The 23,240-nt window shown below is 70.6% G+C and carries 32 protein-coding genes, 1 tRNA gene and 1 pseudogene; 12 read left to right on the top strand and 22 right to left on the bottom strand.

Going from position 1 to position 23,240, the window contains the following annotated elements; all coding sequences use genetic code 11:
- Positions 1 to 135: 135 nt before the first annotated feature.
- Positions 136 to 285 (top strand): hypothetical protein, encoded by a 150-nt coding sequence (locus MON03_RS14950; RefSeq protein WP_242089203.1) that lies wholly within the window; start codon positions 136 to 138, stop codon positions 283 to 285.
- 65 nt (positions 286 to 350) lie between these two features.
- Entirely contained in the window at positions 351 to 608 is a 258-nt protein-coding gene (locus MON03_RS14945; protein ID WP_242089201.1) for a hypothetical protein, read from the top strand.
- Positions 609 to 610: 2 nt separating this feature from the next.
- Here MON03_RS14945 and MON03_RS14940 read toward each other — a convergent pair whose 3' ends face one another.
- From MON03_RS14940 to MON03_RS14870, 16 genes and pseudogenes are all read right to left on the bottom strand, one after another.
- Positions 611 to 754, bottom strand: a complete 144-nt coding sequence (locus tag MON03_RS14940) for a hypothetical protein (protein WP_242091508.1) — start codon at positions 752 to 754, stop codon at positions 611 to 613.
- A gap of 68 nt (positions 755 to 822) precedes the next feature.
- A complete protein-coding gene (locus MON03_RS14935; RefSeq protein ID WP_242091507.1) occupies positions 823 to 1,164 on the bottom strand; it encodes a hypothetical protein in 342 nt (113 codons plus the stop codon).
- Positions 1,165 to 1,204: 40 nt separating this feature from the next.
- Positions 1,205 to 1,747, bottom strand: a pseudogene (locus MON03_RS14930) (DNA cytosine methyltransferase); the annotation flags it as partial.
- Complete coding sequence (locus MON03_RS14925) at positions 1,744 to 1,935, bottom strand: hypothetical protein (protein ID WP_242089199.1); 192 nt, start codon at positions 1,933 to 1,935, stop codon at positions 1,744 to 1,746. The pseudogene MON03_RS14930 and the gene MON03_RS14925, both read right to left, overlap by 4 nt.
- Positions 1,932 to 2,486 carry a hypothetical protein gene (locus MON03_RS14920; protein WP_242089197.1) on the bottom strand — a complete coding sequence of 185 codons (555 nt, stop codon included), beginning with the start codon at positions 2,484 to 2,486 and terminating at the stop codon, positions 1,932 to 1,934. Before MON03_RS14920 ends, MON03_RS14925 begins: the two co-directional genes overlap by 4 nt.
- Before the next feature lie 74 nt (positions 2,487 to 2,560).
- Entirely contained in the window at positions 2,561 to 3,427 is an 867-nt protein-coding gene (locus MON03_RS14915) for a DUF2303 family protein (protein WP_242089195.1), read from the bottom strand.
- The gene (locus tag MON03_RS14910; RefSeq protein WP_242089193.1) at positions 3,424 to 3,801 is read right to left on the bottom strand and encodes a YfdP family phage-associated protein; all 378 of its coding nucleotides are present in this window, start codon (positions 3,799 to 3,801) and stop codon (positions 3,424 to 3,426) included. Before MON03_RS14910 ends, MON03_RS14915 begins: the two co-directional genes overlap by 4 nt.
- Before the next feature lie 47 nt (positions 3,802 to 3,848).
- Entirely contained in the window at positions 3,849 to 4,220 is a 372-nt protein-coding gene (locus tag MON03_RS14905; RefSeq protein ID WP_242089191.1) for a hypothetical protein, read from the bottom strand.
- Between the two features lie 20 nt (positions 4,221 to 4,240).
- The gene (locus MON03_RS14900) at positions 4,241 to 5,158 is read right to left on the bottom strand and encodes a recombinase RecT (protein WP_242089189.1); all 918 of its coding nucleotides are present in this window, start codon (positions 5,156 to 5,158) and stop codon (positions 4,241 to 4,243) included.
- Entirely contained in the window at positions 5,155 to 5,778 is a 624-nt protein-coding gene (locus MON03_RS14895) for a YqaJ viral recombinase family protein (protein ID WP_242089187.1), read from the bottom strand. Before MON03_RS14895 ends, MON03_RS14900 begins: the two co-directional genes overlap by 4 nt.
- A 112-nt stretch (positions 5,779 to 5,890) precedes the next feature.
- On the bottom strand, positions 5,891 to 6,151 hold the full coding sequence (locus tag MON03_RS14890) for a hypothetical protein (protein ID WP_242089184.1): 261 nt from the start codon (positions 6,149 to 6,151) through the stop codon (positions 5,891 to 5,893).
- Positions 6,148 to 7,431, bottom strand: a complete 1,284-nt coding sequence (locus tag MON03_RS14885; protein ID WP_242089182.1) for a DNA replication/repair protein RecF — start codon at positions 7,429 to 7,431, stop codon at positions 6,148 to 6,150. Before MON03_RS14885 ends, MON03_RS14890 begins: the two co-directional genes overlap by 4 nt.
- Positions 7,432 to 7,497: 66 nt before the next feature.
- Positions 7,498 to 7,623, bottom strand: a complete 126-nt coding sequence (locus tag MON03_RS17395) for a hypothetical protein (protein ID WP_277927247.1) — start codon at positions 7,621 to 7,623, stop codon at positions 7,498 to 7,500.
- A complete protein-coding gene (locus MON03_RS14880) occupies positions 7,620 to 7,793 on the bottom strand; it encodes a hypothetical protein (RefSeq protein ID WP_242089180.1) in 174 nt (57 codons plus the stop codon). The genes MON03_RS17395 and MON03_RS14880 overlap by 4 nt, the downstream gene beginning before the upstream one ends.
- On the bottom strand, positions 7,790 to 7,951 hold the full coding sequence (locus MON03_RS14875; RefSeq protein ID WP_242089178.1) for a hypothetical protein: 162 nt from the start codon (positions 7,949 to 7,951) through the stop codon (positions 7,790 to 7,792). The genes MON03_RS14880 and MON03_RS14875 overlap by 4 nt, the downstream gene beginning before the upstream one ends.
- Positions 7,948 to 8,190 carry a helix-turn-helix domain-containing protein gene (locus MON03_RS14870; protein ID WP_242089177.1) on the bottom strand — a complete coding sequence of 81 codons (243 nt, stop codon included), beginning with the start codon at positions 8,188 to 8,190 and terminating at the stop codon, positions 7,948 to 7,950. Before MON03_RS14870 ends, MON03_RS14875 begins: the two co-directional genes overlap by 4 nt.
- A gap of 87 nt (positions 8,191 to 8,277) precedes the next feature.
- Here MON03_RS14870 and MON03_RS14865 point away from each other — a divergent pair, with 87 nt between their 5' ends.
- The 3 genes from MON03_RS14865 to MON03_RS14855 are packed head-to-tail and all read left to right on the top strand — an operon-like array spanning position 8,278 to position 10,263.
- Entirely contained in the window at positions 8,278 to 8,676 is a 399-nt protein-coding gene (locus tag MON03_RS14865) for a helix-turn-helix domain-containing protein (protein ID WP_242089175.1), read from the top strand.
- Entirely contained in the window at positions 8,639 to 9,115 is a 477-nt protein-coding gene (locus MON03_RS14860) for an ImmA/IrrE family metallo-endopeptidase (RefSeq protein ID WP_277927246.1), read from the top strand. Before MON03_RS14865 ends, MON03_RS14860 begins: the two co-directional genes overlap by 38 nt.
- The gene (locus MON03_RS14855) at positions 9,115 to 10,263 is read left to right on the top strand and encodes a tyrosine-type recombinase/integrase (RefSeq protein WP_242089171.1); all 1,149 of its coding nucleotides are present in this window, start codon (positions 9,115 to 9,117) and stop codon (positions 10,261 to 10,263) included. The genes MON03_RS14860 and MON03_RS14855 overlap by 1 nt, the downstream gene beginning before the upstream one ends.
- A 77-nt stretch (positions 10,264 to 10,340) precedes the next feature.
- Here MON03_RS14855 and MON03_RS14850 read toward each other — a convergent pair.
- Together MON03_RS14850 and msrB are read right to left on the bottom strand one after the other, a co-directional pair.
- A tRNA-Thr gene (locus MON03_RS14850) sits at positions 10,341 to 10,413 on the bottom strand.
- A 33-nt stretch (positions 10,414 to 10,446) separates the two neighbouring features.
- The gene (msrB, locus tag MON03_RS14845) at positions 10,447 to 10,848 is read right to left on the bottom strand and encodes a peptide-methionine (R)-S-oxide reductase MsrB (protein ID WP_022903456.1); all 402 of its coding nucleotides are present in this window, start codon (positions 10,846 to 10,848) and stop codon (positions 10,447 to 10,449) included.
- A 57-nt stretch (positions 10,849 to 10,905) separates the two neighbouring features.
- Here msrB and MON03_RS14840 point away from each other — a divergent pair, with 57 nt between their 5' ends.
- The 7 genes from MON03_RS14840 to MON03_RS14810 all read left to right on the top strand — a co-directional run bounded on the left by MON03_RS14840 (position 10,906) and on the right by MON03_RS14810 (position 16,897).
- The gene (locus MON03_RS14840; RefSeq protein WP_242089169.1) at positions 10,906 to 11,373 is read left to right on the top strand and encodes a GNAT family N-acetyltransferase; all 468 of its coding nucleotides are present in this window, start codon (positions 10,906 to 10,908) and stop codon (positions 11,371 to 11,373) included.
- The gene (locus MON03_RS14835; RefSeq protein WP_242089167.1) at positions 11,370 to 12,452 is read left to right on the top strand and encodes a DUF2332 family protein; all 1,083 of its coding nucleotides are present in this window, start codon (positions 11,370 to 11,372) and stop codon (positions 12,450 to 12,452) included. Before MON03_RS14840 ends, MON03_RS14835 begins: the two co-directional genes overlap by 4 nt.
- A 97-nt stretch (positions 12,453 to 12,549) precedes the next feature.
- Positions 12,550 to 12,849, top strand: a complete 300-nt coding sequence (locus MON03_RS14830) for a DUF3263 domain-containing protein (RefSeq protein WP_022903459.1) — start codon at positions 12,550 to 12,552, stop codon at positions 12,847 to 12,849.
- Positions 12,846 to 13,457, top strand: a complete 612-nt coding sequence (locus tag MON03_RS14825) for a LytR C-terminal domain-containing protein (protein WP_242089165.1) — start codon at positions 12,846 to 12,848, stop codon at positions 13,455 to 13,457. Before MON03_RS14830 ends, MON03_RS14825 begins: the two co-directional genes overlap by 4 nt.
- A gap of 180 nt (positions 13,458 to 13,637) precedes the next feature.
- Positions 13,638 to 13,841, top strand: a complete 204-nt coding sequence (locus MON03_RS14820; RefSeq protein WP_022903461.1) for a cold-shock protein — start codon at positions 13,638 to 13,640, stop codon at positions 13,839 to 13,841.
- A gap of 219 nt (positions 13,842 to 14,060) precedes the next feature.
- Positions 14,061 to 15,680, top strand: a complete 1,620-nt coding sequence (groL, locus tag MON03_RS14815; RefSeq protein WP_022903462.1) for a chaperonin GroEL — start codon at positions 14,061 to 14,063, stop codon at positions 15,678 to 15,680.
- A 173-nt stretch (positions 15,681 to 15,853) separates the two neighbouring features.
- Positions 15,854 to 16,897, top strand: a complete 1,044-nt coding sequence (locus MON03_RS14810; protein WP_242089163.1) for a hypothetical protein — start codon at positions 15,854 to 15,856, stop codon at positions 16,895 to 16,897.
- Between the two features lie 201 nt (positions 16,898 to 17,098).
- Here the strand turns inward: MON03_RS14810 and MON03_RS14805 are convergent, their stop codons facing one another.
- The 4 genes from MON03_RS14805 to MON03_RS14790 all read right to left on the bottom strand — a co-directional run bounded on the left by MON03_RS14805 (position 17,099) and on the right by MON03_RS14790 (position 23,219).
- Positions 17,099 to 18,811, bottom strand: a complete 1,713-nt coding sequence (locus tag MON03_RS14805; RefSeq protein ID WP_242089161.1) for a sensor histidine kinase — start codon at positions 18,809 to 18,811, stop codon at positions 17,099 to 17,101.
- Between the two features lie 75 nt (positions 18,812 to 18,886).
- On the bottom strand, positions 18,887 to 19,582 hold the full coding sequence (locus tag MON03_RS14800; protein ID WP_022903465.1) for a response regulator transcription factor: 696 nt from the start codon (positions 19,580 to 19,582) through the stop codon (positions 18,887 to 18,889).
- 134 nt (positions 19,583 to 19,716) lie between these two features.
- The gene (locus MON03_RS14795; RefSeq protein ID WP_242089159.1) at positions 19,717 to 21,411 is read right to left on the bottom strand and encodes a DNA repair helicase XPB; all 1,695 of its coding nucleotides are present in this window, start codon (positions 21,409 to 21,411) and stop codon (positions 19,717 to 19,719) included.
- 47 nt (positions 21,412 to 21,458) lie between these two features.
- Positions 21,459 to 23,219 carry a helicase-associated domain-containing protein gene (locus MON03_RS14790; RefSeq protein WP_242089156.1) on the bottom strand — a complete coding sequence of 587 codons (1,761 nt, stop codon included), beginning with the start codon at positions 23,217 to 23,219 and terminating at the stop codon, positions 21,459 to 21,461.
- Positions 23,220 to 23,240: the final 21 nt, after the last annotated feature.

The raw sequence follows: 23,240 nt of genomic DNA, 5'->3' as shown, positions 1-23,240 counted from the left end.
ACCAGTTGCGCGCCCAGGCCCCTGTCCGACGTCGATGCTCGTCGGGGACGAAACGCATCGAGATGAACCGCGCCTCATCGCTGTAGACAGAGCATGAGCAAGCACCTCCCGCGGTGCCAACGGCATAGAGCCGGCATGACCGCCATCCGCGCCCTCACCGTCCGACTTTCCATCCAGTGGCTCCTGCTGCTCCATGACCTGCACGAGCTCCCCGTGACCGCATGCCTCGTGGACGAGAGCGGGAGCGCCATCCGGGACGTCCTGGCTGCTCTCCTCGGCGCTTGATGAGCACCCGCGCTCGGAAGGCGCTCGCGGCCCGGTCACGAGGCAGTCCCCGGTAGGGTGCGGGCATGAACGCTCCCGACCCGACCAACGTCGTCGCGCACCAGCTCCGTCTCGCGCAAGCGAGCATCAAGCGGGCCCGGCAGGACTCCGCCGTGAGCACGGACGTGCAGTCCGCGCTGCTCAGCCTCCACGCGGCGGTCGAAGCCCTTGCGAAACTGCAGGGCATCGATCCCGAGAACCCGCCGGCCGGAGGCGGCTACGCGGTCCCGCGTGGGGTGCCTCGCGAGCCCGGCGACCTGAACCCCGGAACGATGGACTTCTGACCTCACGCCGCCACCACCTCGCGCTCGAGTAGAGTCCGAACCGCGAGAGCAGCCTGCTGCGGGACGACGCCGTTGCCGAGCGCCTTGAGCTGCTGCGCCCGAGTGATGGGCGCGCCGGTGACGTGACCGGCGGGGAGGCCCATCATCCACTCGACGAACTCGGGCGCAAGGCGGTGTGCGCCGTCGCGGCCGTCCGGGTTCGTCGGGGCGGGTGCTACTCGTCCGGTGACTCGTTCCCAGCGGTCGACGGCGGGACGATACGGCCCCCAGTCGCGATCAGATCGTGGTCGACCAGCACCTGCAGTGAGGTCACTACCGAGCGTCCCGGCTTCTTCCGCAGGTGGTTCTCCGGGGTGTTCCCCGAGTCGTGCGCGGCCGGCGTCGGCAGCAAGTGCTCCACCTCGTCCGCCAGCGTCGGCCCGTGGCCGCCCTCGCGGCGCTTCTCCGGGTGCTGCGAGCCGCCGTTTACCGCGAGCTGCGCCGTCGGTGTCTTGAGCATCAGCACCTCGCCCTGCGGCCTCGAAGCGTCCGAGCGCACTGCGCCGAGCGCGTACATCGTCTCGGTCCCTGACGCGCCCCGGCTCGCCCGAGGGGTGGGCAATGACGAAGACGCGGAACCGTCCGTGGGGAGCGCCGGCATCGGCAGCTCGTAGGCCACACCATTCCGAGTCATACCCGAGCTCGGCCAGGTCGCCGAGAACGGCTCCGAGTGCTCGGAGAGCAGGTCCATCGTGTCGGTCTCCCACACCCCACGGGCTGGATTCCATCTGCCGATCAGCCGTTGCACTGAGCAGTCCTCTCACGTTCTCGATGACGACGAGCGACGGCCGCAGCGCGTCGATCGCCCGGGCAAACTCCGACCACAGACCGGAGCGAGTGCCGTCCCTCAGCCCCCGCCTCAGACCGGCGAGGGAGACGTCCTGGCATGGGAACCCGCCCGTGAGGACGTCGACGGGCTCGACCGCGTCCCAGTCGACCGCGGTGACGTCGCCGTAGTTCGGCATACCCGGCCAGTGGTGGTCGAGGATCGCGGACGGGGCGTCGTCGAACTCGACGTGCCACGCGACGGTGCCGCCGAGGACCTGCTGCACGCCGAGGTCGAGTCCGCCGTAGCCGCTGAACAGCGATCCGATCTTCAAGAGTGGGTCTCCTCTCGGGTGGGTCGGCCGGGTCGGTAGGCGGGGGTGAGGCCGCGCTCGTCGCGGATGCGCTGGACCGACGCTCGGGCGATCCCGAACTCGGCGGCGACGTGCCGTTCGCGCTTGCCGGCGATGAGGGCCGCGGCAACCGCCATGCGCGTGCGGGTGGTGATCGGGCGGCCGCTCATGCGGACCACGCGACCTTGTCGAACGCGTCCTGCCGGGTCTGCGACAGGACGCCGGTCTCGAGCGGGTGGCCGAGGTGGCGGGCGAGCATCGCGACGAGGACGACTGCGTCGGCGGTGTTGTTGTTCGTGACGTCGGCCTGTGGGTAGCGGCGGACGACCATCGCGACGACGACGTCCTTGTCCGCGCGGGTCTCTCCGGTGGCGTACTTCTTCACGTGCATCGGATTGACCTCGTGCACGCGGTGCCCGGCCGCGACGAGCCGGGTGAGTACGAGCCAGCGGAGCCCGCCAAGGTCCACGGCGCCCTGCGGCATGCCGTAGGCGGGGGACTCGACGACGACGTCGCCGCAGTCCTCGACGGCCGCGACGATCGCGTCGGCGTGCTGCTCGAACCGCCGAGCCTTCACGGCGAGGCTGTCGGTCTTCTTCCCGGAGGACCGTGCTCGCCGGACGACGATGCTGCCGTCCGGGCTCGCGAGCGCGATGCCGGTGTCGGTGAGGGAGAGGTCGAGTCCGCCGATCGGCAGGCTCATGCGATCCTGGGTGTCCATGCTGGTGTCTCTCGCAAGGGGATGGAGTGTGGGTGGGGCGGCGGCCGTTGCAGTCGGCCACCGCCCCGGCTGAGCTACGGGCGGCCGGAGAAGATCGGCACGCTCGAGGGGATGCCCTCGTGCACGACCGTCTTCTCGTCGCCCTTCACGACGGTCTTGCCGTCGCGGATCTCGGTGACGATGTCGGCGAACGCGGCGTCGAGGATCTCCTGCGGCCGCTGCAGGACGATCCCGAGACCGAGCTGCGACCCGCGGAGGCGGTAGCGGAACCGCGCGACGACGACGTAGACCGGGCCGCCGATGTACGGGCGGAGCAGCAGCTCGAGCTCGGTGGGGATGTCGATGTGCCCCTTCTGGCCGGCCTTCGCCGTGACGGTCTCCTTGTACTCGAGGCGGACCTGCCCGGAGTCGAGGCGCTCGCCGCCCTCGAAGTCGACCGACGTCTTCGCCTGGAACGATTGCGCGATCTCGATGAGCACGGCGGTCTCGGGGGAGCGGACGTCGAGCGACTGCTGCTCGATGAACTCGGCGAAGTCGGTCTGCTCGAGGAGCTTCCCGTCGACCTTCGTCCACGCCTCCCACGACTTCGTGTGCCGCAGCTCGAGCTGCGCGCGGTGCTTCTGCCATCCGCCCACGGCCGCATCGTGCGAGTCGATCATGGCGACGACGGACGACGACGGGACGTCCGCGTAGACCTCGGTGTGCCCGGCGATGACGTGCTTCGTGACGTACCGGACGAACGACTCGGCGTCGCCGACGACTCGGCTCGCTTCGATGTGCCGCGGGTTCGCGGCGTACCGGTCGGTGTCGACGATGCGACTGCCGCCGGAGCCGTCGGCCTCGACGTACACGACGCCGGTCTCGAGCTCCTCCGGGTGGACTGCCTGCTGGGCGAGGCCCGCGACGACGGCGGCCTCGGGGTTGTCGGTGTAGTCGGTCATTCGTTGAGCTCCTTGATCTCCCCGGTGGCGGGGTCGTGGGCGGGTGCGTTGCGGATGTCGTCGTCGTCGAACAGCGGCATCGACGACGGGTCGCGACGCGACAGGGTGTGGTCGCGGTCGACGTACGTGATCGACCCCTGGCGGTTCTTCTCGGGCCGCTTGACGGTGATCTTGTCGTTCACCTTCAGCGCGCTGACCGCGTCGTCGATGGGCTTGAGCTCGAGGGTGAGGGTGATCGTTCCGCCCTTCCCCGTCTCCTCGATCGCCGCGACGAGCTTCGTCAGCTCCTCGTGCAGCTCGAGGTCGGTCTTCGGCCTCGTCGACGCGAGGAACGCGGCGAAGCTCCCGGGCTTCTGCGTCTCGTCCTTCGGCATGGTGTTCCTCTCCTGGGTGAACCGGCCGGGCGGCCGGTGGTCTGTGGTCAGCGCGGCGAGGCGCCGTACGCCTGGCCGAGCACCTTGTTGATGTTCTGCAGGCCCATCAGCCGAGCGGCGAGGGCCTTCTGCAGCTCCTCCGCGGCGTGGAGGGTCTCCTTCGCGGCGTCCACGTCGCGGCGGAAGGTCATGGTTTCGAGGTCCGCCTCGGCGCGCTTCTCGGTCACGCTGGCCTTCCCCGAGCGGAGGACCGCCTTTGCCTTCTCCTCGATGAGCGCCCGCTCGGCGTCGTACCGCGCCTTGTAGAGGCCCTTCATGACGGGCACCGCCCGCTCGAGGCGCTCGCTGAGCTCGCGGATCATGAACTCGAGCTCGAGGGGCGTCACCGGCTCGTACTCGACGATTTCGCCGGTGTCCATGCGGGCGATGTCCTGAGCGCTCATCGGTCAGCCGCCCGCTCGTGCTCGGCTGCATCCGCCTCGGCCTGTGCGAGCCACTCGTCGTCGGTCAGGTCCGCAGGCGAGACCGCAGCAGGCGTCGGGGGCGCCTCGGCGTGTTCCGGCTCCGGCTCGACAACGACCTCGTCCCGGGCCGACGCGGAGCCGGAGTCGTCGAGCATGCCGTGCCGGGCGAGCGCTGCCGTCCGCAGGCGATCCGTGCGCTCGCCGGCGTCGTCCGCGGCGTCGAGCAGATCTTCGATCTCGTCGTGGGTACTGGCCTGCTCGACGAGCGAGATCCAGTCGCGCGAGGGAGCGGTCGGAGCTGGGTCTGCGGCGCCCTCGAAGTCCTCCGGCGTGTACAGCCCGGCGAGTTCCATCGGGAACAGGCGGCGGAGTGCGTGCGACTCCGCGCGGATGCCGAGCATGTGGGCCGGGCGGGTTGACCAGTTCGGGCCCTTGCCGCCGAACTCTCGCATCGTCACGGTCTGCACCAGCGGACGGCCGATGCCCTTCCGGTAGACGGCCACGCGGGCGGCGAGTACTGCGCCGGACTTCGGTGGGGCGTCGTGCCAGGACTCGTCGTCCCACTGCCACTCGACCGGGTCCTGACCGTCGTACTGGCCGGTCCGGAGCGCGACGACGCGCATTCCGTCGATGCCCACAAGCACGGTCCACTTCCCGCCCATCTCGGCGGCGTAGATCTGTCGCTGCGTCGGGTCGAGACCGGTGCGTCGGACGGCCTGGATGAAGGCTCCGACGATGCCGTTCGGCGCGAACATGCGGACGCGCTGCTGCTCGCCGTCGACCATCTGCGGAACGACCCACGTGAGGCCGGCGAACTCCATCATCGCGGCGGTGTCCGCGTTCCATGTCGCCGCGTCGACGGACTCCGGGAGCACGAGGTCTGTGCTGGTCATGCTGCTTTCCGTTCGTAGGTCAGCGCGACGCGGAGTCGCGCGAGGAGGTCGGTTGCGATCGGGACGATCAGTGCCCGGGCGGCGACGATCTTCGGGTGATCGCGCGAGATGACGAGGCGGTGCGGGATGCCGTGGTGGGCGTCGCGGAGGTCCCACTCGTCGCGGTCGTTCTTCACGAGCTCGGCCCAGAGGAACTCGATCTCGTCGGCCTCGGGGAGTACCTCGAACTGCCACGCGAGCTGTCGCCACTCGCCCGTGCTCGGACCGTCGACGACCTTCCCGTGCTTCGCCTTGCACTCGGCGAGGGTGAGGCGTCCGTCCGCGTTCACCCGGAGCCCGTCGGGGGTCGCAGCGAAGCCCGGCTCGTCCGGCGCGTGGATCAGGGCGACGTTCTGCGGGATGCCCGCGTAGGCGAGCATCATCGGTTCCCACCGGTGCCCCTGCTCGGTGTAGGCGTTGCCAGTGAAGGTCGTCGGGGCGAGCTTCGCTGCGAGGTACTTGTCGACGCTCGATGCCTTCGCGAGCTTCGCCGCGTCGGACGCTCCGATGACCTGCCGGCGGGCGCCGAGCCAGAGGTCGCGGTCGTGGCCGTCGACGATGATGCGGTTCTGCCAGGTCACCAGCGGTCCCTCCATTCCTGCATCCGGGTGCCGGTCGTCTCGGCGACGATCCACTGCAAGGCGGAGGTCACGACGAGTGCGGCCGCGACGGCGGACAGGGCGATCAGCGCGCTCATGCGAGGTCCAGCCGTTCGGTGATGGTCACCGCGAGCGTGTTCCAGAACGGCTTGTTCGCGGCGCCGCTCTCGTGCGGAGGCTGGATCGCGTCGCGCTCGAAAGCGGCGATGAGGTTCGCGGTCCGCTGCTCCTCGGCGACGGCGATCGTGGCGAGCACCTGCGCACGCTGCAGGGCACGCTCCGCCGCGTACTCCTGCCCGTTCCTCATGGCCTCGTCGGACTCGGCGAGAGCCTGCCGGGCTTCCGCGGCGCTCACGCGACGACCTCCCCGTCCTCGATCGTGAAGCCGACCGACCGTGACTCGTCGACTCGCGAGATCCACACCTGGAACGACTTCTCCGCGGCGAGCTCTTCGATGATCTGCAGTGATGACGAGTCCAGCGACTCACCACCGTCGATGCGCATGACACGGATGCTCGGGTCGCCAGCCATCGCGAGCGCCGTCGAGACGCGAACCTGCTCCGCGGTCGACGCCTGCGAGAACGGGATCCCGTTGAGCGTCACGCCGTCTGCGTCGAAGCCGAGGCCAGGTACCGGCAGCTTCGCCGCAGCGATGCCGTCGGCCTTCTGCTTGTCGATCTCCTGCAGCCGGAGGGAGTGCTGTGCCTGCTCCTGCTTCCGGTCGGACAGTTCCTCCGCCACCGCGGCGCGGTCGCGCTGCTTCCGGACGCGGTCGTTGAGGTGGTCGATCTCGCCGAGCTGGTCGAGTAGCGGCGACGGGTCCTCCCGCTCACCGGCCGAGCGAGCTTCCGCGATGCGAGCTCGTTCGTTCTCGGCGGCGGCGTCGAGTGCCTGCTGCGCTGCCTCGAGCGCTGCCGCGGCATGCTCACGGTTGGCGCGCGCCTGCTTCGCGACCCCGATCGCCGCGTCGATGCCGCGGTTCCGGCGGGTGATCTCGTCGACCTTCGCGATGAGGTCGCCAGCGGACACCTCCTCGGCGGGCACGCTCGGGTCCGGCTCCGGGTAGCTGCGGAGGCGGCTCTCGAGCTCGGTGACCTTGCGACCGACTTCCGTGCGGCGGTCGTAGACCCCCTTGCGCTCGGCGTCGAGCTGGATCGGGTCGAACTCGAGCGAGTCGCCGAGCGCGTCGACGAGGGTGGCGAGCTGCTTCTTCGCGTCCATGCGGGTGAACGCCAGCGGGTCGAGGCTGATGCTGCCGAGCAAGCCGTCGAGGAGCTTCTGCGGGGACGAGAACCGCGCGTGGTCCGACGACTCGACGGTGAGGCTGCCGGCGTCGTCCTTCGTCCATCGACGGGTCGCGACGAGGACGACGTTGCCGTCGTCGCCGCCGATGTCGAGGCGCGCAACGGCGGTGTCCTGACCGTCGCGGATCGGCTGGACCGTCTCACGGGCTGCGGCGCCGCCCTTGAGAACGGCGTAGATCGCGTCGAGGACGGACGTCTTGCCTTGGGCGTTGCGGCCGCCGACGAGGACGACGTTCCCGTCCGGCCTGATCTGGACCGCCGTGAGGCGCTTGTAGTTCTCGGCGCGAAGCTCGAGGACACGCAGCGGCACGTCGGGGATGGTGGTGGTCACGATGGCTCCTGTGGGTTCGGTTGATGGCGCGCCGTCTGGGAGAGGCGCGGAGAAAGTGGGGTGCGGTCAGTCGCAGTCGGTGGGGTCGTCGACTTCGGCGGCCCGGGCGATGGCCTTGCCGAGTCGGTCGTCCTCGAGGTCGTCGGTCGTCCAGCAGGCGTCGCAACCACAGAGCACGCCGTGCCCGATCACTCGGGGCTCCTGGGTGCGTTTACCACCGCGTGGATCCGGGTGAGCGCCGCGACGAAGAGCACGACGACGAGGCACGCGAGGACCAGCCAGAGCGGCTGGGCGCGGTCAAGGCAGGACGCGAAGACCGCGACGACGAAGCACGCGTAGAGCAGTGCGCCGGCCGTCCTCATGCGGCACTGCCCAGTGCGAGCATCGCGAGGATGTCGGTGCTCTCGGCGCCGAGCTGCTCGGTGATGACGCGGCGGGCGCCGTCTTCGTTGCGCGCCCGGTTCTCAGCGGTGCGCGGGTCGACGACGCGGAGGTCGACTGGCTCCGTCCAGCTGCTCATGCGGCGACCGCCGTTGCAGCGAGGGGAGCGATGATCTCGGACAGAGGGACCTCGAACGCCTGGGCAATGCTCACGAGCTCGTCGATCGTGAACGCAGACTGTGCGTTGAGGCGGCGCGACAGGGTCGCGATGGGGATGCCGGTTGCGGCGGAGAGCCACGTGCGGGACTGACGGGTTCGCCCCAGGTGGGCGAGTACCTCATCGGCCACCGTTCGGGACGCCGGTGTCGTGGTTGCCATATGGAAAGCGTGCCACGTGGATTTCCATATGGCAACTCAGACAGGGGGTATTGCGCCCAACTTTCCAAAACTGGTAGTTTCTGCCTCATGCCAGCAAGTGCGCGCCCCGAGCCCAGCGACCTGACCAAGGAGGTCGCCGCCATCATCAAGGGACTGATGGTGCGCCGCGGCCACGAGCAGCAGGACCTCGCTGCCGCAGTCGGCGTGTCCCCTGCGCAGATGTCGCGCATGCTCGCCGGCGGGAAGCACTGGGACATCGACCAGCTCTCACGAGCGACCGACTTCCTCGACGCCGACCTCCGCGCCATCCTGATCGACGCCGAGGAGACGGTTGCGCGACGCAATGTCGCACCCGTCGCCGAAGATGGCGGCATCGCGGACGAGGACATCGACGTCGACCTGGACACGGCGCACCTCAGCCGCAACGACGTCGCCCTCGCCGCGAAGCGTGGACGTCGCAAGTCTGACCAGCCGCACGCGGAGTAACCGACCGTGCCTACCGGGGGACCGATTGAAGGAACTGCTCCACCGCGCCGCCGCTCTCGGCGTGCGCGTCGTCATGACCCATATGCCTGACGGCCTGCTCGGCGGCTACAGCCCGGTCGAGGACCGCATCTACCTCGACCTCGGCCTCACACCGTCCGAGCGGCGATCGGTCCTCGCACACGAGCTCGGGCACGTCTACTACGGCCACACGTGCGACGAGGGTCCGCACAGCCCGCTCGAGCGGCAGGCGGACACCTACGCCGCCACCCTGCTCGTGCACCCCGAGGACTACGCCGAGCTCGAGCAGATCAGCCCAGACGTCCACTACATCGCCGAGGAGCTCAACGTGACCCCGCGCATCGTGCACGACTTCCGCCGGTACGTCCTGCAGCGCCTCGGCCAGCGGACGTACGCCGGCCACCGGCTCGTGACCGCCTGATGGCGCGGCCACCGCTCGTCCTCGGTACCTGGGGGAACATCAGCACGACGGGGAAGGGCCGCGCGTGGTCCGCCGCCGCGCGATTCCGCGACTTCGACGGCGTCACTCGCCAGGTCCGGCGCACCGGCACGAGCAGGCAGAAGGCGAAGGACGCGCTCGTCGAGCACCTCCGCGACCGTGTGCGCCTCCACGGCGCCGACCTCAGCGCCGAGACGAAGGTGTCGGTGCTCGCCGACCGCTGGTACGACACCCTCCTCGGGAAGCGGGCTACCGGCACCCTCGACGTGTACCGCCGGACGATCAAGAACCACGTCACGCCGGCGCTCGGCGAGCTGCGGGTCCGCGAAGCCACCGTGCCCGTCATCGACCGGCACCTCGTCGCCGTCGAGGAGAACATCGGGAAGGCGACGGCTGCGCTCTGCCGCGTCGTCCTGATGGGCATGTTCTCGCTGGCCGTGCGACACGGCGCAGCGGCGATGAACCCGGTCCGTGAGACCGAGAATGTCAACTCCGAGCCCGGCGAGATCCACACGATCAGCCGCGAGGAGGTCGTCCTCCTCCGCTCGCAGCTGCAGGAGTGGGATGCCGCGAAGGGCCGCGGCGGCCGGCAGCGTCTCACTGACCTCGCCGACGTCTTCGACATGCTCATCGCGACCGGCGTCCGGACGGGCGAGGTTCTCGCCGTTCGCTGGGAGGACGTCGACCTGCGTTCCGAGGTGAAGACGGTGACGATCACCGGCACCGCCGTGCACGTGCGCGGAGAGGGGCTGCAGCGGCAGCCGAAGCCGAAGACGGCCGCGGGCTTCCGAACGCTCGCGCTGCCGCCCTTCGCCGTGCGCATGCTCGTCCGCCGCGCCTCGACCGCGACGAGCCAGTGGGTGTTCCCCTCGTCCGTCGGCACGCTGCGATCGCCGAACAACATGCGCACGCAGTGGCGGGTGTTCCGCGACGCGTTCGACTACCCGGACTGGCTCGTGCCCTACACGTGCCGGAAGACCGTGGCCACGATGATCCGCGACGGCCAGGACCTCGACGCCGCTGCACAGCAGCTCGGACACGTCGACACCCGGTGGACCCGTGACCACTACACCGGGCACATCCACACGGGGCCCGACGTGCGCGACATCCTCGAGCGCCTCGGCGATTAGCGGTACGTTTCCGTGCTCAGAACGACGGAAAGGCCCCGGACTGCCGAAGCAATCCGGGGCCTGACCTGGTGTTTTCGAGCCGACAGTCGGACTTGAACCGACAACCCCCGTATTACAAGTACGGTGCGCTACCAATTGCGCCATGCCGGCTGACGCGCCCACTCTAGCGGGACGCGTCGGGACTCACTCGGACGCCGAGAAGTTCAGCGACAGCGAGTTCATGCAGTAGCGGTCGCCGGTCGGCGTGCCGAACCCGTCCGGGAACACGTGCCCCAGGTGGGACCCGCAGTTCGCGCAGCGGACCTCGGTGCGCTGCATCCCGAGCGAGTTGTCCTCGATGAGCTGCACGGCCTCGGGCCGCACCGACTCGTAGAACGACGGCCAGCCGCAGCCGGAGTCGAACTTCGTCCCGCTCTTGAACAGCTCCGCGCCGCACGCCGCACACGTGTAGACGCCGGCGCGCTCCTCGTCGAGGAGCTCACCGGTCCACGGCCGCTCGGTGCCGGCTTGACGCAGGACGGCGTACTGGTCCGGGGAGAGCTCCTCGCGCCACTGGGCGTCGGACTTGTCGACGTTGTATGCCATGTGTTCCTCCTGCTCCTGTCGCCGCTGTGGACGGCCACCTTCAGTAAACTCGCGCCGATGTCCGAGCATTCCGTGCACCGCGCCCGCTGGGGCCGTCTGACGACGGACGAACTGTACGGCATCGTGGTGCTCCGGAACCGCGTCTTCGCCCTCGAGCAGCGGGTCACCGCCGAGGACTTCGACGGCCGTGACCGCCAGCCGGACACCGAGCACTGGTGGTTCGGAACCGACACCCGAGCGGTGGGGTACCTCCGGCTGGTCCGACCCGCCCCCGGCGAGCCGCACCCGGACGGCGCCGTCCCGCCGGCGTGGGTGATCGGCCGGGTCGCGACGGACCCGGCGCACCGCGGGCGGGGGATCGCCGGGCGCCTCGTCGCCGCGGTCCTCGACGAGCACGGCGACGAGCCCTTCGTGCTGCACGCCCAGGAGTACGTCGCCGGACTGTACGAGCGTCACGGCTTCGTCCGGTTCGGCGAGCCCTACGAGGAGGCCGGCATCCGGCACGTGGGGATGCACCGGCCGTGACCACCCGTGACCGCTACAGCGCGTACGCGGACCGCATCGCCGGGGTGTCCCCGACGTACGCCGCGTGGGCACGGTCGCTCGACGACGGCCTCGTCGCGCTCCTCGACGAGGTCCCCGAACAGCAGCGGCAGCCGGAGCTGGTCTTCGCGGTCGCCCGGCGGCTGGGCGCCGACCCGACGGATCCGGACGCGCTCCGCGCACTCGGCCGGGAGGCACGACCCGCCCTGGTCGAGCATCTCCGGTCCGCCACGGTGCAGGCCAACGACCCACGTCGGCTCGCCCCGGTCGTCCCGCTCGTCGCGGCGCTGGCCGCGCGGATCGGGCGCCCGCTCGGCCTCGTGGACGCGGGTGCCGCGGCGGGGCTCTGCTCGGTCCCGGACCGCGTGACGCTCGACTACGTCGTCCCCGGACGGCCCGACGGCGCCGAGCTCCGCGCCCACGGGCGCACACCGCGCCCCGGTGTGCGGGGCCGCGAAGTCGGTCCGGGGGCGCGGTCCGAGCGACTCCGGATGCACACCGCCGTCGGAGCTCCCGCCGTCCACCTCGTCGCCGAGGCCACCGGGACGGTCCCGGCGCCGGCCGACCGCCCGATCGTCATCGGCGCGCGGGTCGCACTCGACCCGAACCCGATCGACCTCGCCGAGCCGGGCGCGTTCGACCGACTCGTCGAGGCAGTCCCGCCCGAGGCGACGGACCGCACCGCCCTGATGCGCGAGGCGGCGTCGGCGGCGCTCGCCGTGCCTCCCGTCCGGCTGCGGGGGAGCCTGCCCGGTGACCTGGACCGCGCACTCGACCACCTGCCGGACCACTGCGAACCGGTGGTGCTGACCACGGGGACGCTCGTGTACGTGCCTGGCGCGGACCGGCAGCGCGTCGTCGACCGCATCGAGGAGCGTGGCGTGCACTGGATCGCGCTGGAGCGCACCGGCATCCTGTCCGGCGTCGCGGCGACGCTGCCCGCCGGCGTCGACCCGGCCGACCCGGACGCGTTCGCGACGGCCTCGCTGGACGGCGTGGCCATGGCAGTCTCGGACCCGTTCGGCACCCGGGTGCGGTGGCTCCGCGACCCGAACCTGTGACCCGGGTTCGCGACAGTCCAGCACCGTGCCAGGGTCCGGCAGGACCGCACCCCTACGATGACCGAGACCCGTGCCCAGCCCCGCGATCGGACCCGCAGTGACCGCCACCCCCGCAGACGCGCTCAGTGAGCTCGACCTGCACGTGCTCACCTTCGAGCACGACCGCGCGCGGCACGACCGGACCAAGGAAGCGGAGATCCGGGTCGAGTTCGACATGTCGCCCGCGCGCTACTACCAGGTGCTCGACCGCGTGATCGACTCACCGGCGGCGCTCGCGTACGACCCGCAGCTGGTCACCCGGCTGCAACGACTCCGGCACGCCCGTGTCACGGCGCGGGCGGGGCGCAGCTTCGCGCTCCCCGGAGGCGCACCAGAACCCCGCGAAGAGGACCGATGACCGAGAGATTCCCCCGAGACCGGTTCGACGACGTCACCGACGGGCCGCGCGTCGGCGCGCACCGCGGCCCCCAGCGTCGGGGCCGCGGCTGGATCGTCTTCGCGTGGGCTGCGCTCGCCACGGGGGTCCTCGTCGGGATCGGCGTGCTCGCGCTCGGGCTCGCGACCGGTGGGGACTCCTTCGACAGCACGTCGGGCACCACCACCACGTCGTCGCCGACGGCTTCCGCGTCGGGCCGGCCGTCCTCGTCGCCGTCCTCGTCGTCGTCGTCCTCGTCCTCCGCCGGCACCGGATCGTCCTCCGGTGCCACCGCGGCGACGTCGGCGCAGCAGGGCACCACCACGGTCGTCGTGCTCAACGGCACGAACACGACCGGCCTCGCCGGTCGCGCGAGCACCGCGCTCAGCGGCGCCGGGTGGAGGATCACCTCGACGGGCGACGCCGGGACCACCGGGACGACCCAGACGATCGTCTACTACCGTTCGGCCGCGTCCGCCGCGGTCGCGCAGGGCATCGCGAAGTCGCTCGGGACGACCGCGGTACAGCAGTCCGCGGCCTTCCCGAACGCCGACGTGAGTGTCGTCCTGGGGGCCGACTACACCGGCTGACACGCATTCCGGCGTGCATTCGTGACGAACGTGTTTCCGGCTCGTTGCGATTGCACGGAACGGGCGTGAAACAACGTCACACCCCTTGTCGAAACCGATTCCGTGCGCGAGAGTCGCTGGCGAGGTGCCGCACCGACGGCGCCGCCGATCGCAGCAGCACCACCGCAGGGAGCAACAATCATGGCCAACGGAACGGTCAAGTGGTTCAACGCCGAGAAGGGCTTCGGCTTCATCACCGTCGATGGGGGTGGCCAGGACGTGTTCGTGCACTACTCGGCCATCGACATGTCGGGCTACAAGGTCCTCGAGGAGGGGCAGGCGGTCACGTTCGACGTCGGCACCGGCTCGAAGGGTCCGCAGGCAGAGAGCGTCCGCCCCGCCTGAACCACTGCACTCCGCAGAACGCGCCGTCCCCGCCGGGGGCGGCGCGTTCGTCGTGTGGTGTGGGGCCTGCGTGACGGGGCACGACCCGGGAAGACGAGCCGAGCCTCCCGGCTGTGTTGCACTCGCACCCGTCGAGTGCCAGAATCGGCGTTGGCACTCGCTCACGCTGAGTGCCAGCACGACCCCCATGACGACGTCCGGGAGGGACGAGAAACTCACATGGCTAAGATCATTGCTTTCGACGAGGAGGCCCGTCGCGGCCTCGAGCGCGGCCTGAACACCCTGGCCGACGCCGTGAAGGTGACGCTCGGCCCGCGCGGCCGCAACGTCGTCCTCGAGAAGAAGTGGGGCGCCCCCACGATCACGAACGACGGTGTCTCCATCGCCAAGGAGATCGAGCTCGACGACCCGTACGAGAAGATCGGCGCCGAGCTCGTCAAGGAGGTCGCGAAGAAGACCGACGACGTCGCCGGTGACGGTACGACGACCGCGACCGTGCTCGCCCAGGCGCTCGTCCGCGAGGGCCTCCGCAACGTCGCCGCCGGTGCCGACCCCGTGTCGCTCAAGCGCGGCATCGAGAAGGCCGTCGCCGCCGTCTCCGACCAGCTCCTCGCCAACGCGAAGGACATCGAGACCAAGGACCAGATCGCCGCGACCGCGTCGATCTCGGCCGCCGACACCACCATCGGCGAGCTCATCGCCGAGGCGATCGACAAGGTCGGCAAGGAAGGCGTCGTCACCGTCGAGGAGTCGAACACCTTCGGCACCGAGCTCGAGCTCACCGAGGGCATGCGCTTCGACAAGGGCTACCTGTCGCAGTACTTCGTCACGGACCCGGAGCGCCAGGAGGCCGTCTTCGAGGACCCGTACATCCTCATCGTCAACTCGAAGATCTCGAACATCAAGGACCTGCTCCCGGTCGTCGACAAGGTGATCCAGGCGGGCAAGCAGCTCCTCATCATCGCCGAGGACGTCGACGGCGAAGCCCTCGCGACCCTCGTCGTGAACAAGATCCGCGGCATCTTCAAGTCCGTCGCCGTCAAGGCCCCGGGCTTCGGCGACCGCCGCAAGGCCATGCTGCAGGACATCGCGATCCTCACCGGCGGCCAGGTCATCTCCGAGGAGGTCGGCCTCAAGCTCGAGAACGCGACGCTCGACCTGCTGGGCAAGGCCCGCAAGGTGATCATCACCAAGGACGAGACCACGATCATCGAGGGCGCCGGCGACGACGAGCAGATCGCGGGCCGCGTCCGTCAGATCCGCTCCGAGATCGAGGCGACCGACTCCGACTACGACCGCGAGAAGCTCCAGGAGCGCCTCGCGAAGCTCGCCGGTGGCGTGGCGGTCATCAAGGCCGGTGCCGCGACCGAGGTCGAGCTCAAGGAGCGCAAGCACCGCATCGAGGACGCCGTCCGCAACGCGAAGGCCGCTGTCGAGGAGGGCATCGTCGCCGGTGGTGGCGTCGCCCTCATCCAGGCGTCCGTCGCGCTCGACTCGCTCTCCCTCGAGGGTGACGAGGCGACCGGTGCGAACATCGTCCGCGTCGCGATCGACGCGCCGCTCAAGCAGATCGCGCTGAACGCCGGTCTCGAGCCGGGCGTCGTCGCCGCCAAGGTCCGCGAGCTCGAGTCGGGTCACGGCCTCAACGCCGCGACCGGCGAGTACGTCGACCTCGTCGCCGCGGGCATCATCGACCCGGCCAAGGTCACGCGCTCGGCGCTGCAGAACGCCGCGTCGATCGCCGGTCTGTTCCTCACGACCGAGGTCGTCGTCGCCGACAAGCCCGAGAAGGCCCCGGCCATGCCGGCCGGCGACCCCACGGGTGGCATGGACTTCTGATCCGGTCCTGACACGGAAGGGCCCCGCACGCAAGCGCGTGCGGGGCCCTTCCGCGTGCGGGGGGGGCGTGCGGCGCGGGCGGGGGCGTGCGGGCGGCGGAAGGTCACGACACCCCGTACGCCTTCCGCCGTCGGTCACGAAGTGTCGGTATCGCGCGCCCCGAGCGACTGTTCGTGACCGAGCGACACGATCCACCCGGGGAGTCGCGACCCCGTGCTGGCGGACAGAACTCGGGCACCAAGCAGTCTGGCTCCTGCACATCCCTGAGAAGCACGGTCGTTCTCCACACCGGAAGGCAGGCACGCTCGACTGGTCGGCGAACTCGTGAGCATCGGAACATGCGCCGAGCTCGACAACTCCCACCAGAATTCGATGCGGCAGTCTTCCGCACCGGTGACGCCCTCGCCGCGGGCGTGAACAGTGAACGTCTCCGGCGATCAGACCTCGAGCGGCCGACTCGGGGTGTCCGCGCGCCCGCCGGCTCCGACGACTTCGTGTCGGCGATCGCGATCGTCATGCGAGACGATCAGCACTTCAGCCACGTCACCGCGGCACGACTGTGGGGTGCTCCGCTCCCGCGCGCGGTGCAGGACGATCGACGCGTGCACGTGACGACCGTCGGGACGCTCCGGATGCGGCGCCCCGGTGTCGTCGCGCATCGAGCTGTGTCCGCGGAGGTGCGTGTCCTGAACGGCCTCCGTCTGAGCGCTCCCGCGTCCGCGTGGTTCGAGTGTGCTGGCGTGATCGATCGCATGGCGCTGGTCGCGGTCGGCGATCACATGGTCGGACGAGCGGGCTTGGCCACGATCGACGACCTCCGACGCGCGATCCGTCCGGGCAGCCCGCACGCTGTCGCGGCTCGACGTGCGGTCGAACTGGTGCGGGTGGGCTGCGAGTCGCCGATGGAGACATGGATGCGGATCGCTGTCATCGAGGCAGGCTTCCCCGAGCCGGAACTCAACATCGACGTGCACGACGCCACGGGTGCTTTCCTCGGGCGAGTCGACCTCGCTTGGCCGCGACTCAGGATCGCGCTCGAGTACGACGGCGAGCATCATCGCGAGCGGGACGTCTTCCAGCACGATCAGCGGCGGGACAACGGGTTCGTCGTGAACGACTGGACCGTCATCCACGCGACGGCGGCCGATGCGGTCCGGCCCGCGGTGTTGTTCGAACGACTACGGCAGGCGTTCGTCGCGAAGGGTGCCGCCCTGTGATCGAGATCGCTTGCCGTTCCGCAGCGGTCACGACGCACCGCGTGGCAGCGGGCAAGAGGTCACGTTCGGTCGCTTCGGCTCATCCACAGCGACGATTCGTGACCGCGCGGCGGTTCGGCGCGGGGTGTCGTGACCGCTCGGGCGTCGGCAGCGCAGCGGGCGCCGGCAGCGCGGCCGCGGCAGCGCTGCCGCGGCAGCGCGTCAGGCGGCGGGGGCGGCGTCCTCGGGCGCCGGGGGCGTCCAGTCGCGGGGGAGCAGGGGGAGCCACACCCGGAAGGTGGCGCCGCCGCCCTCGGTGTCGAACACCTCGACCGACCCGTGGTGCGCCTGCACGATGCCCGACACGATCGCGAGCCCCAGCCCAGAGCCGCCGGTGTCCCGCGCTCGCGAGGTGTCCGCCCGCCAGAACCGCTGGAAGATCTTGTCGCGGAGCTGCGGGGGGATGCCCTCCCCGTGGTCGATGACGTCGATGTTCGCCATCCCGCGCTCCTCGTCGACCCCGATGCCGAGCTCGATGGGGTCGTCCGACGGCGTGAAGCGCATTGCGTTGCCCATGAGGTTGGTGACGACCTGCCGGATCTTGTTCTCCTCGGCGAGGACGATCGGCGGGCGCTTCGGCAGCACGACCGTGGGCAGCGGTGTCGTCTCGTCGCTCGGTGCCGCGTCGAAGCTCATGGCCCGGCTGCGTCGAGCCCGGAGTCGCGCGATCGTCTGGCGGGAGAACGCGATCGGACCGGTCGTGTTCGCGGAGCTCGGCCCCGAGGCCTCCGGGACCTCCCCGGTCTCCCCGAACGGCGAGCCCGGGGACGTGGGTGCCGGCCGGACCACTTGCGGCACGCTCTCGCCGGTCACGCTGTCCTCGACGAGCACCTGGATCTCGCGGTCGGGGTTCGACGCCATGGTGTCGAGTGCCGAGTCGCGGGCGATCGACACGAGGTCGACCGGACCGAGCTCCAGCGGCTTCGACTCGTCGATGCGCGCGAGTTGCAGGAGGTCCTGCACGAGGAGCCCCATGCGCTGGGCCTCCTTCTCGATGCGCTCCATCGCCTGCGCCACGTCCTCTTCCTTGCGGAGGGCGCCCATGCGGTACAGCTCGGCGTACCCGCGGAGGGACACCAGGGGCGTCCGGAGCTCGTGCGAGGCGTCCCCGACGAACCGACGCATCTGGTCGATCGTGCGCTCGCGGTCCTCGAACGCGGTGTCGATGCGCTCGAGCATGGCGTTCAGGGAGCGGTTGAGACGCCCGACCTCGGTGTTCGGGGTGTCCGCTTCGAGGCGCTGGTTGAAGTCGCCGGCCGCGAAGCGCGCAGCAGTGTCCTCGACGTCGCGCAAGGGGTCGAACGTCGCGGTGACGAGCAGGCGCGTGAGCATCGCGCCGAGCAGGATCACCGCGATGCCGAAGAACAGGAAGATGACCGTGAAGCGGAGGATCGTCTGGTCCGCCGTGGCGCTCGACACCGCCACGAGCACGTAGCCGGTGTTCGTGACGCCGTCCGAGCGGTTCTGCAGCGACGCCGGGATGACCTGCGCGCGCCACTCGTGGTCGTGTTGGGCGTCGTAGAGGGTGATGCGGTCCGAGCTCTGCGCGGCCCGGGCGAGCTCCGACCCGGTGATCGCCGGCCGGCTCGACGCCTTCGTCTGGCAGATCTGGTTGCCGGAGTCGTCGAACGCGGCCACGTACACGCTCTGCGACAGCACGACCGAGACCTTGCAGTACTGCTCGCCGTCGCTGATGTTCTGACCCTCGAGCTGCTCCGTCGTCTGCTTGACGCTGTTGTCGAGCTGGAGCATGAGGTAGGTCGAGAGCACGGTCATCGTGCCGAGCCCCGCGACGAGCAGCCCGAGCGCCACCAGGAGCACCGTGATCCCGGTGATCTTGGTGCGGAGGGAGATCCCGTCCCACCAGCGGCTCATTCGCGTGTGCATGCTGCCCCAACGATAGACAGCGACCGCCCGGTGAAACCGGACGGCCGCCGTGAAGAACTGCGCCTAGGAGGCCTTGGCCGCCTTGAGCATGTAGCCGAACCCGCGCTTGGTCTGGATGACCGGCTCGGCCGAGTACTGGTCGAGCTTGCGGCGGAGGTACGAGATGTAGGACTCGACGATGCCCGCGTCGCCGTTGAAGTCGTACTCCCACACGTGGTCGAGGATCTGCGCCTTGGAGAGCACCCGGTTCGGGTTGAGCATGAGGTAGCGGAGCAGCTTGAACTCGGTCGGCGAGAGCTCGATCTGCGCGTCGCCGATCGTGACCTCGTGCGTGTCCTGGTCCATGGTGAGCTCGCCGGCGCGGATGATCGCGTCCTCTTCGTCGTTCATGGTGCGACGGAGGATGGCCTTGATCCGGGCGACGATCTCGTCGAGCGAGAACGGCTTGGTGACGTAGTCGTCGCCGCCGACCGTGAGGCCGGTGATCTTGTCCTCGGTGTCGTCCTTCGCGGTGAGGAACAGGATCGGCGAGGTGTAGCCGGACGACCGGAGGCGCTTGGTGACGCCGAAGCCGTTCATGTCCGGGAGCATGACGTCGAGGATGATGAGGTCCGGCTCTTCCTCGAGCACGGCGGAGATGGCCTGCGCACCGTTGCCCACGGCACGCACGGCGAAACCGGCGAAGCGCAGGGAGGTCGTCAGCAGGTCGCGGATGTTCGGCTCGTCATCGACGATCAGGATCTTGGGGCCATCGCTCATGAGCCCATCTTCTGACCGTTCCTTGTGGCTTTGCTGTGAGCGGTGCGTACGTGAGCACGGGGCGGCCTGGAGGCGCGGTGCGGGCTCGCACCGCGCCTCCAGGCCGTCGATCGATCGCCGTCGCGACGTGGCCGCTACGCGGCCGCAGCGACCTGGTCGGCGTCGAGGATCGTGTACGAGTAGCCCTGCTCGGCGAGGAACCGCTGTCGGTTCTGCGCGAAGTCCTGGTCGACGGTGTCCCGTGTGACGAGCGTGTAGAACGACGCAGGCAGGCCGTCCTTGTTCGGCCGGAGGAGTCGCCCGAGGCGCTGTGCCTCTTCCTGCCGGGAGCCGAACGACCCCGACACCTGGATCGCCACCGTCGCGTCGGGCAGGTCGACCGAGAAGTTCGCCACCTTCGACACGACGAGCACGTCGATCGCCCCGGTGCGGAACGCCTGGAAGAGCCGCTCGCGCTCGTCGACCGGGGTCGCTCCGGTGATCTCGGCCGCGTCCAGGGACTCGGCGAGCGAGTCGAGCTGGTCGATGTACTGGCCGATCACGAGGATCTGCTCGCCGCGGTGCTTCTCGATGAGCTCACGGACGACCGGGGTCTTCGCCGGGGTCGTCGCGGCGAGCCGGTACCGCTCGTCGTCGCCGGACGCCGCGTACTCGAGCCGATCGCCGTGCGGGAGGTCGATGCGCACCTCGAAGCACGAGGCGGGGGAGATGTAGCCCTGCGCCTCGATCTCCTTCCACGGGGCGTCGTACCGCTTCGGGCCGATGAGCGAGAAGACGTCGCCCTCCCGCCCGTCCTCGCGGACGAGGGTGGCGGTCAGCCCGAGGCGGCGGCGGGCCTGCAGGTCCGCGGTCAGCTTGAACACCGGCGCGGGCAGCAGGTGGACCTCGTCGTACACGATGAGGCCCCAGTCGAGGGCGTCGAGCAGCGACAGGTGGGTGTACTCGCCCCTCCGGCGCGCGGTGAGGATCTGGTAGGTCGCGATCGTGACCGGGCGGATCTCCTTCACCGAGCCCGAGTACTCGCCGATCTCGTCCTCGGTGAGGGTGGTGCGGCGGAGCAGCTCCGAGCGCCACTGCCGCGCCGACACGGTGTTCGTGACGAGGATGAGCGTGGTGGCCTTGACGGTCGCCATCGCCCCGGCTCCGACCAGCGTCTTGCCGGCACCACAGGGGAGCACGACGACGCCGGAGCCCTGCGCGAAGAACGTGTCGACCGCCTGCTCCTGGTACGGCCGCAGGTGCCAGTCGGCGGTCTCGAGGTCGATCGCGTGCGGCTGCCCGGGGGTGTAGCCGGCGAGGTCCTCCGCGGGCCAGCCGAGCTTCACGAGCTCCTGCTTCACCTGTCCGCGGGCCCACGGTTGCAGCTCGATCTCGTTCGGGGAGCGCTGGTCGCCGAGGAGCGGCTTGATGCGCTTGGACCGGGTGACCTCGGCGAGGATCGTCGGGTCGGTCGCCGTGAGGAGCAACATCGGCTGGCGCTCGAGCTCCTCGCCCGGGGAGTTCGCGATCGCCGGGGCGTCCGGTCGTTCCTCGCGGCGGATGACGAGTCGCCCGTACCGCGAGACGGTGTCGCGGATGTCGACCGTGACGCTCTGCGGGACCGGGAACTTCGCGAACCGCTCGAGCGTGTCGATCATCGCCTCGGCGTCGTGTCCGGCCGCGCGGGCGTTCCACAGGCCGAGCCGGGTGATCCGGTACGTGTGCACGTGTTCGGGCGCGCGTTCGAGCTCCGCGAAGACGGCGAGTTCGTGGCGCGCGTCCTCCGCGTCGGGGTGCGCGACCTCGAGGAGCACCGTGCGGTCGCTCTGCACGATCAGCGGTCCGTTCATGACGGATCAGCCTAGGCGCTCCGCCTGCGCGCCGGCCGGGGTGTGGATCAGGCGTCGCTCTCCACAGCCACGACGAGGGAGAGCGGCAGGGTCCGTTCGACGTCGACCGTCGTGTCCTTGCCGCGGACCCGACCGGCGGCCACCGACGTCGGCACGATCGAGAACGGTCTTTCCGTCCCGTCCGGCATGCGCACCGTGAGCCGGATCGGGGTCCGGCCGCGGACCGCGAGGTCGATCTGGCGACCGAGCCACTCCTGCTCGGGCTCGCCCTCCGCGCGCTCGGTGGTGAGGCGGAGCCGCTCCACGAGCGCCCGTGCGGCGTCACGCGGGTCGCGTCCAGCTGCGCGGCGGACGGGAGGCGCGGCCGCCACGGTCGCCTGGGCTGCGGTCGTCAGCACGGCCGGGTACCGGGCGTCGCGGAGCGCCGTGTGCACCACCTGCGCCGGGTAGCGGGTGGTCAGCGTGGTGAGGTCGGGCCGGTCCCACGACATCTGCCGGAGCTCGGCGTCCACGCCGATCAGGTCGAGCTGGTCGGCGGTGCCGCGGACGACGGAACCGACGCCGCCCACGCCGAGGTCGACCACGATGCTGCCGTCCCGTTCGGCCACCTGGTCGACGAGGTAGGCGAGCGGCTGCGGCACGCCGGACACGGAGAGCCGCTCGAGGCTCCCCAGCACGGCGTCGCGGTCGAGGCCGGCCCGGAACGCCCGGGCGAGCGACTCCTCCGAGATCCGGTACCGCGCGGCGAGCCCCGGCGCCTCGAGGGTCGCGACGGCCCGCAGCTCCGCGTCGTCGGCCGGTGCGAGCGGCCCCGGTGCGATCACGGTGAGGTCGTGCTGCAGGTACACCCCGGGGACGGTGTCGGGCAGGTCGGCGGCCGCCCGAGCGCCGGCGTCCGCGCCACCGGCGAGCAGCGCGGCGCCGGTCGTGGTGAGGACGCCGTCGACCGCGAGTCCGAGCACTGCGCCCGTGCCGGCGACGGTGAGGAGCTCGGCGTCGAGCCACCGCGCCCCGGCCGGGTACGCCCAGCGGCCGGTCGCGACGAGGTCGTGCCAGTCGGGCCCGGCCAGCTCGAGGACCTCGCCCACGGCGGGGTCGAGCGAGGCGCGCCAGGCGGCGACCATCGTGGTCCACCGGTCCGGCCACGGTGCGACGAGCCAGGCGTGGCCCGGTCCGGACACGCTCCACGTGCCCTGGTCGAGCGACGCCAGACCCGTGCGCCGGAGGAGCGCCAGTCGGTCCGACACCACCTCGGGTGCGGTGCCGAGGCGTTCGCCCAGCGTCTTCGCGAGCGGGGTGCCGATACCGCCCTTGACGAGTTCGCGGACCTCGCCCGCGTCGACGGCGTGGAGGAGCTCGGCGAGCACGGTCATCGTCGAGAAGGCGTGCTCCGCGCCGGTCGCCCGGGCCGTGTCGTCGTCGACGGGCGCCGCGGGGCGGGCAGGAGGCGTGCCTCCAGGCCGGTCCGCCGCGTCCACCACGTCCGGGTGGGCCGCGAGGCGGTCCGTCACCGCGTCGTCCACGCCGCCGTCCGCGTCCGCGAGACCCAGCTCGACCGCCGGGGCGAGCGCCGCTGGGTCACCGCCGTCGCGCAGCGCGAGGAGGGCCGCACGGGGCAGGTGCTCGATGGCCGCGTCGACCGCGTCGTCGGTGCGGAGCGCCTCCGCCAGGTCGAAGAAGTCGGCGACGTGCTGCGGACCGGACTCGGCGAGGGCCGCCGCGGGCAGTCGACGGGCCACGACGAGCCGCTCGAGGGCGTCGTCGGGCATCGCCCGCAGGCGGGCGGCGAGGTCGGCGGTGGTCGTCATCGTCCGTCCGCTCCGTGCCGG

It is taken from the genome of Curtobacterium sp. DN_7.5 (assembly GCF_022655355.1).
GTDB lineage: Bacteria > Actinomycetota > Actinomycetes > Actinomycetales > Microbacteriaceae > Curtobacterium > Curtobacterium luteum.
The sequence above is the reverse complement of the archived record's forward strand: the minus strand, read 5'-3'. Positions and strand labels throughout refer to the sequence as shown.

Coding starts and splice junctions, on each gene's coding strand:
- MON03_RS14935 (WP_242091507.1), bottom strand. CDS start 1,164: ATGTACGCGCTCGGCGCAGTGCGCTCGGACGCTTCGAGGCCGCAGGGC.
- MON03_RS14865 (WP_242089175.1), top strand. CDS start 8,278: ATGCCAGCAAGTGCGCGCCCCGAGCCCAGCGACCTGACCAAGGAGGTC.
- MON03_RS14950 (WP_242089203.1), top strand. CDS start 136: ATGACCGCCATCCGCGCCCTCACCGTCCGACTTTCCATCCAGTGGCTC.
- MON03_RS14900 (WP_242089189.1), bottom strand. CDS start 5,158: ATGACCAGCACAGACCTCGTGCTCCCGGAGTCCGTCGACGCGGCGACA.
- MON03_RS14880 (WP_242089180.1), bottom strand. CDS start 7,793: ATGAGGACGGCCGGCGCACTGCTCTACGCGTGCTTCGTCGTCGCGGTC.
- MON03_RS14875 (WP_242089178.1), bottom strand. CDS start 7,951: ATGAGCAGCTGGACGGAGCCAGTCGACCTCCGCGTCGTCGACCCGCGC.
- MON03_RS14825 (WP_242089165.1), top strand. CDS start 12,846: ATGACCGAGAGATTCCCCCGAGACCGGTTCGACGACGTCACCGACGGG.
- MON03_RS14920 (WP_242089197.1), bottom strand. CDS start 2,486: ATGGACACCCAGGATCGCATGAGCCTGCCGATCGGCGGACTCGACCTC.
- msrB (WP_022903456.1), bottom strand. CDS start 10,848: ATGGCATACAACGTCGACAAGTCCGACGCCCAGTGGCGCGAGGAGCTC.
- MON03_RS14855 (WP_242089171.1), top strand. CDS start 9,115: ATGGCGCGGCCACCGCTCGTCCTCGGTACCTGGGGGAACATCAGCACG.
- MON03_RS14800 (WP_022903465.1), bottom strand. CDS start 19,582: ATGAGCGATGGCCCCAAGATCCTGATCGTCGATGACGAGCCGAACATC.
- MON03_RS14795 (WP_242089159.1), bottom strand. CDS start 21,411: ATGAACGGACCGCTGATCGTGCAGAGCGACCGCACGGTGCTCCTCGAG.
- MON03_RS14905 (WP_242089191.1), bottom strand. CDS start 4,220: ATGGACACCGGCGAAATCGTCGAGTACGAGCCGGTGACGCCCCTCGAG.
- MON03_RS14790 (WP_242089156.1), bottom strand. CDS start 23,219: ATGACGACCACCGCCGACCTCGCCGCCCGCCTGCGGGCGATGCCCGAC.
- MON03_RS14805 (WP_242089161.1), bottom strand. CDS start 18,811: ATGAGCCGCTGGTGGGACGGGATCTCCCTCCGCACCAAGATCACCGGG.
- MON03_RS14940 (WP_242091508.1), bottom strand. CDS start 754: ATGATGGGCCTCCCCGCCGGTCACGTCACCGGCGCGCCCATCACTCGG.
- MON03_RS14915 (WP_242089195.1), bottom strand. CDS start 3,427: ATGACCGACTACACCGACAACCCCGAGGCCGCCGTCGTCGCGGGCCTC.
- MON03_RS14840 (WP_242089169.1), top strand. CDS start 10,906: ATGTCCGAGCATTCCGTGCACCGCGCCCGCTGGGGCCGTCTGACGACG.
- groL (WP_022903462.1), top strand. CDS start 14,061: ATGGCTAAGATCATTGCTTTCGACGAGGAGGCCCGTCGCGGCCTCGAG.
- MON03_RS14910 (WP_242089193.1), bottom strand. CDS start 3,801: ATGCCGAAGGACGAGACGCAGAAGCCCGGGAGCTTCGCCGCGTTCCTC.
- MON03_RS14820 (WP_022903461.1), top strand. CDS start 13,638: ATGGCCAACGGAACGGTCAAGTGGTTCAACGCCGAGAAGGGCTTCGGC.
- MON03_RS14945 (WP_242089201.1), top strand. CDS start 351: ATGAACGCTCCCGACCCGACCAACGTCGTCGCGCACCAGCTCCGTCTC.
- MON03_RS14925 (WP_242089199.1), bottom strand. CDS start 1,935: ATGAGCGGCCGCCCGATCACCACCCGCACGCGCATGGCGGTTGCCGCG.
- MON03_RS14870 (WP_242089177.1), bottom strand. CDS start 8,190: ATGGCAACCACGACACCGGCGTCCCGAACGGTGGCCGATGAGGTACTC.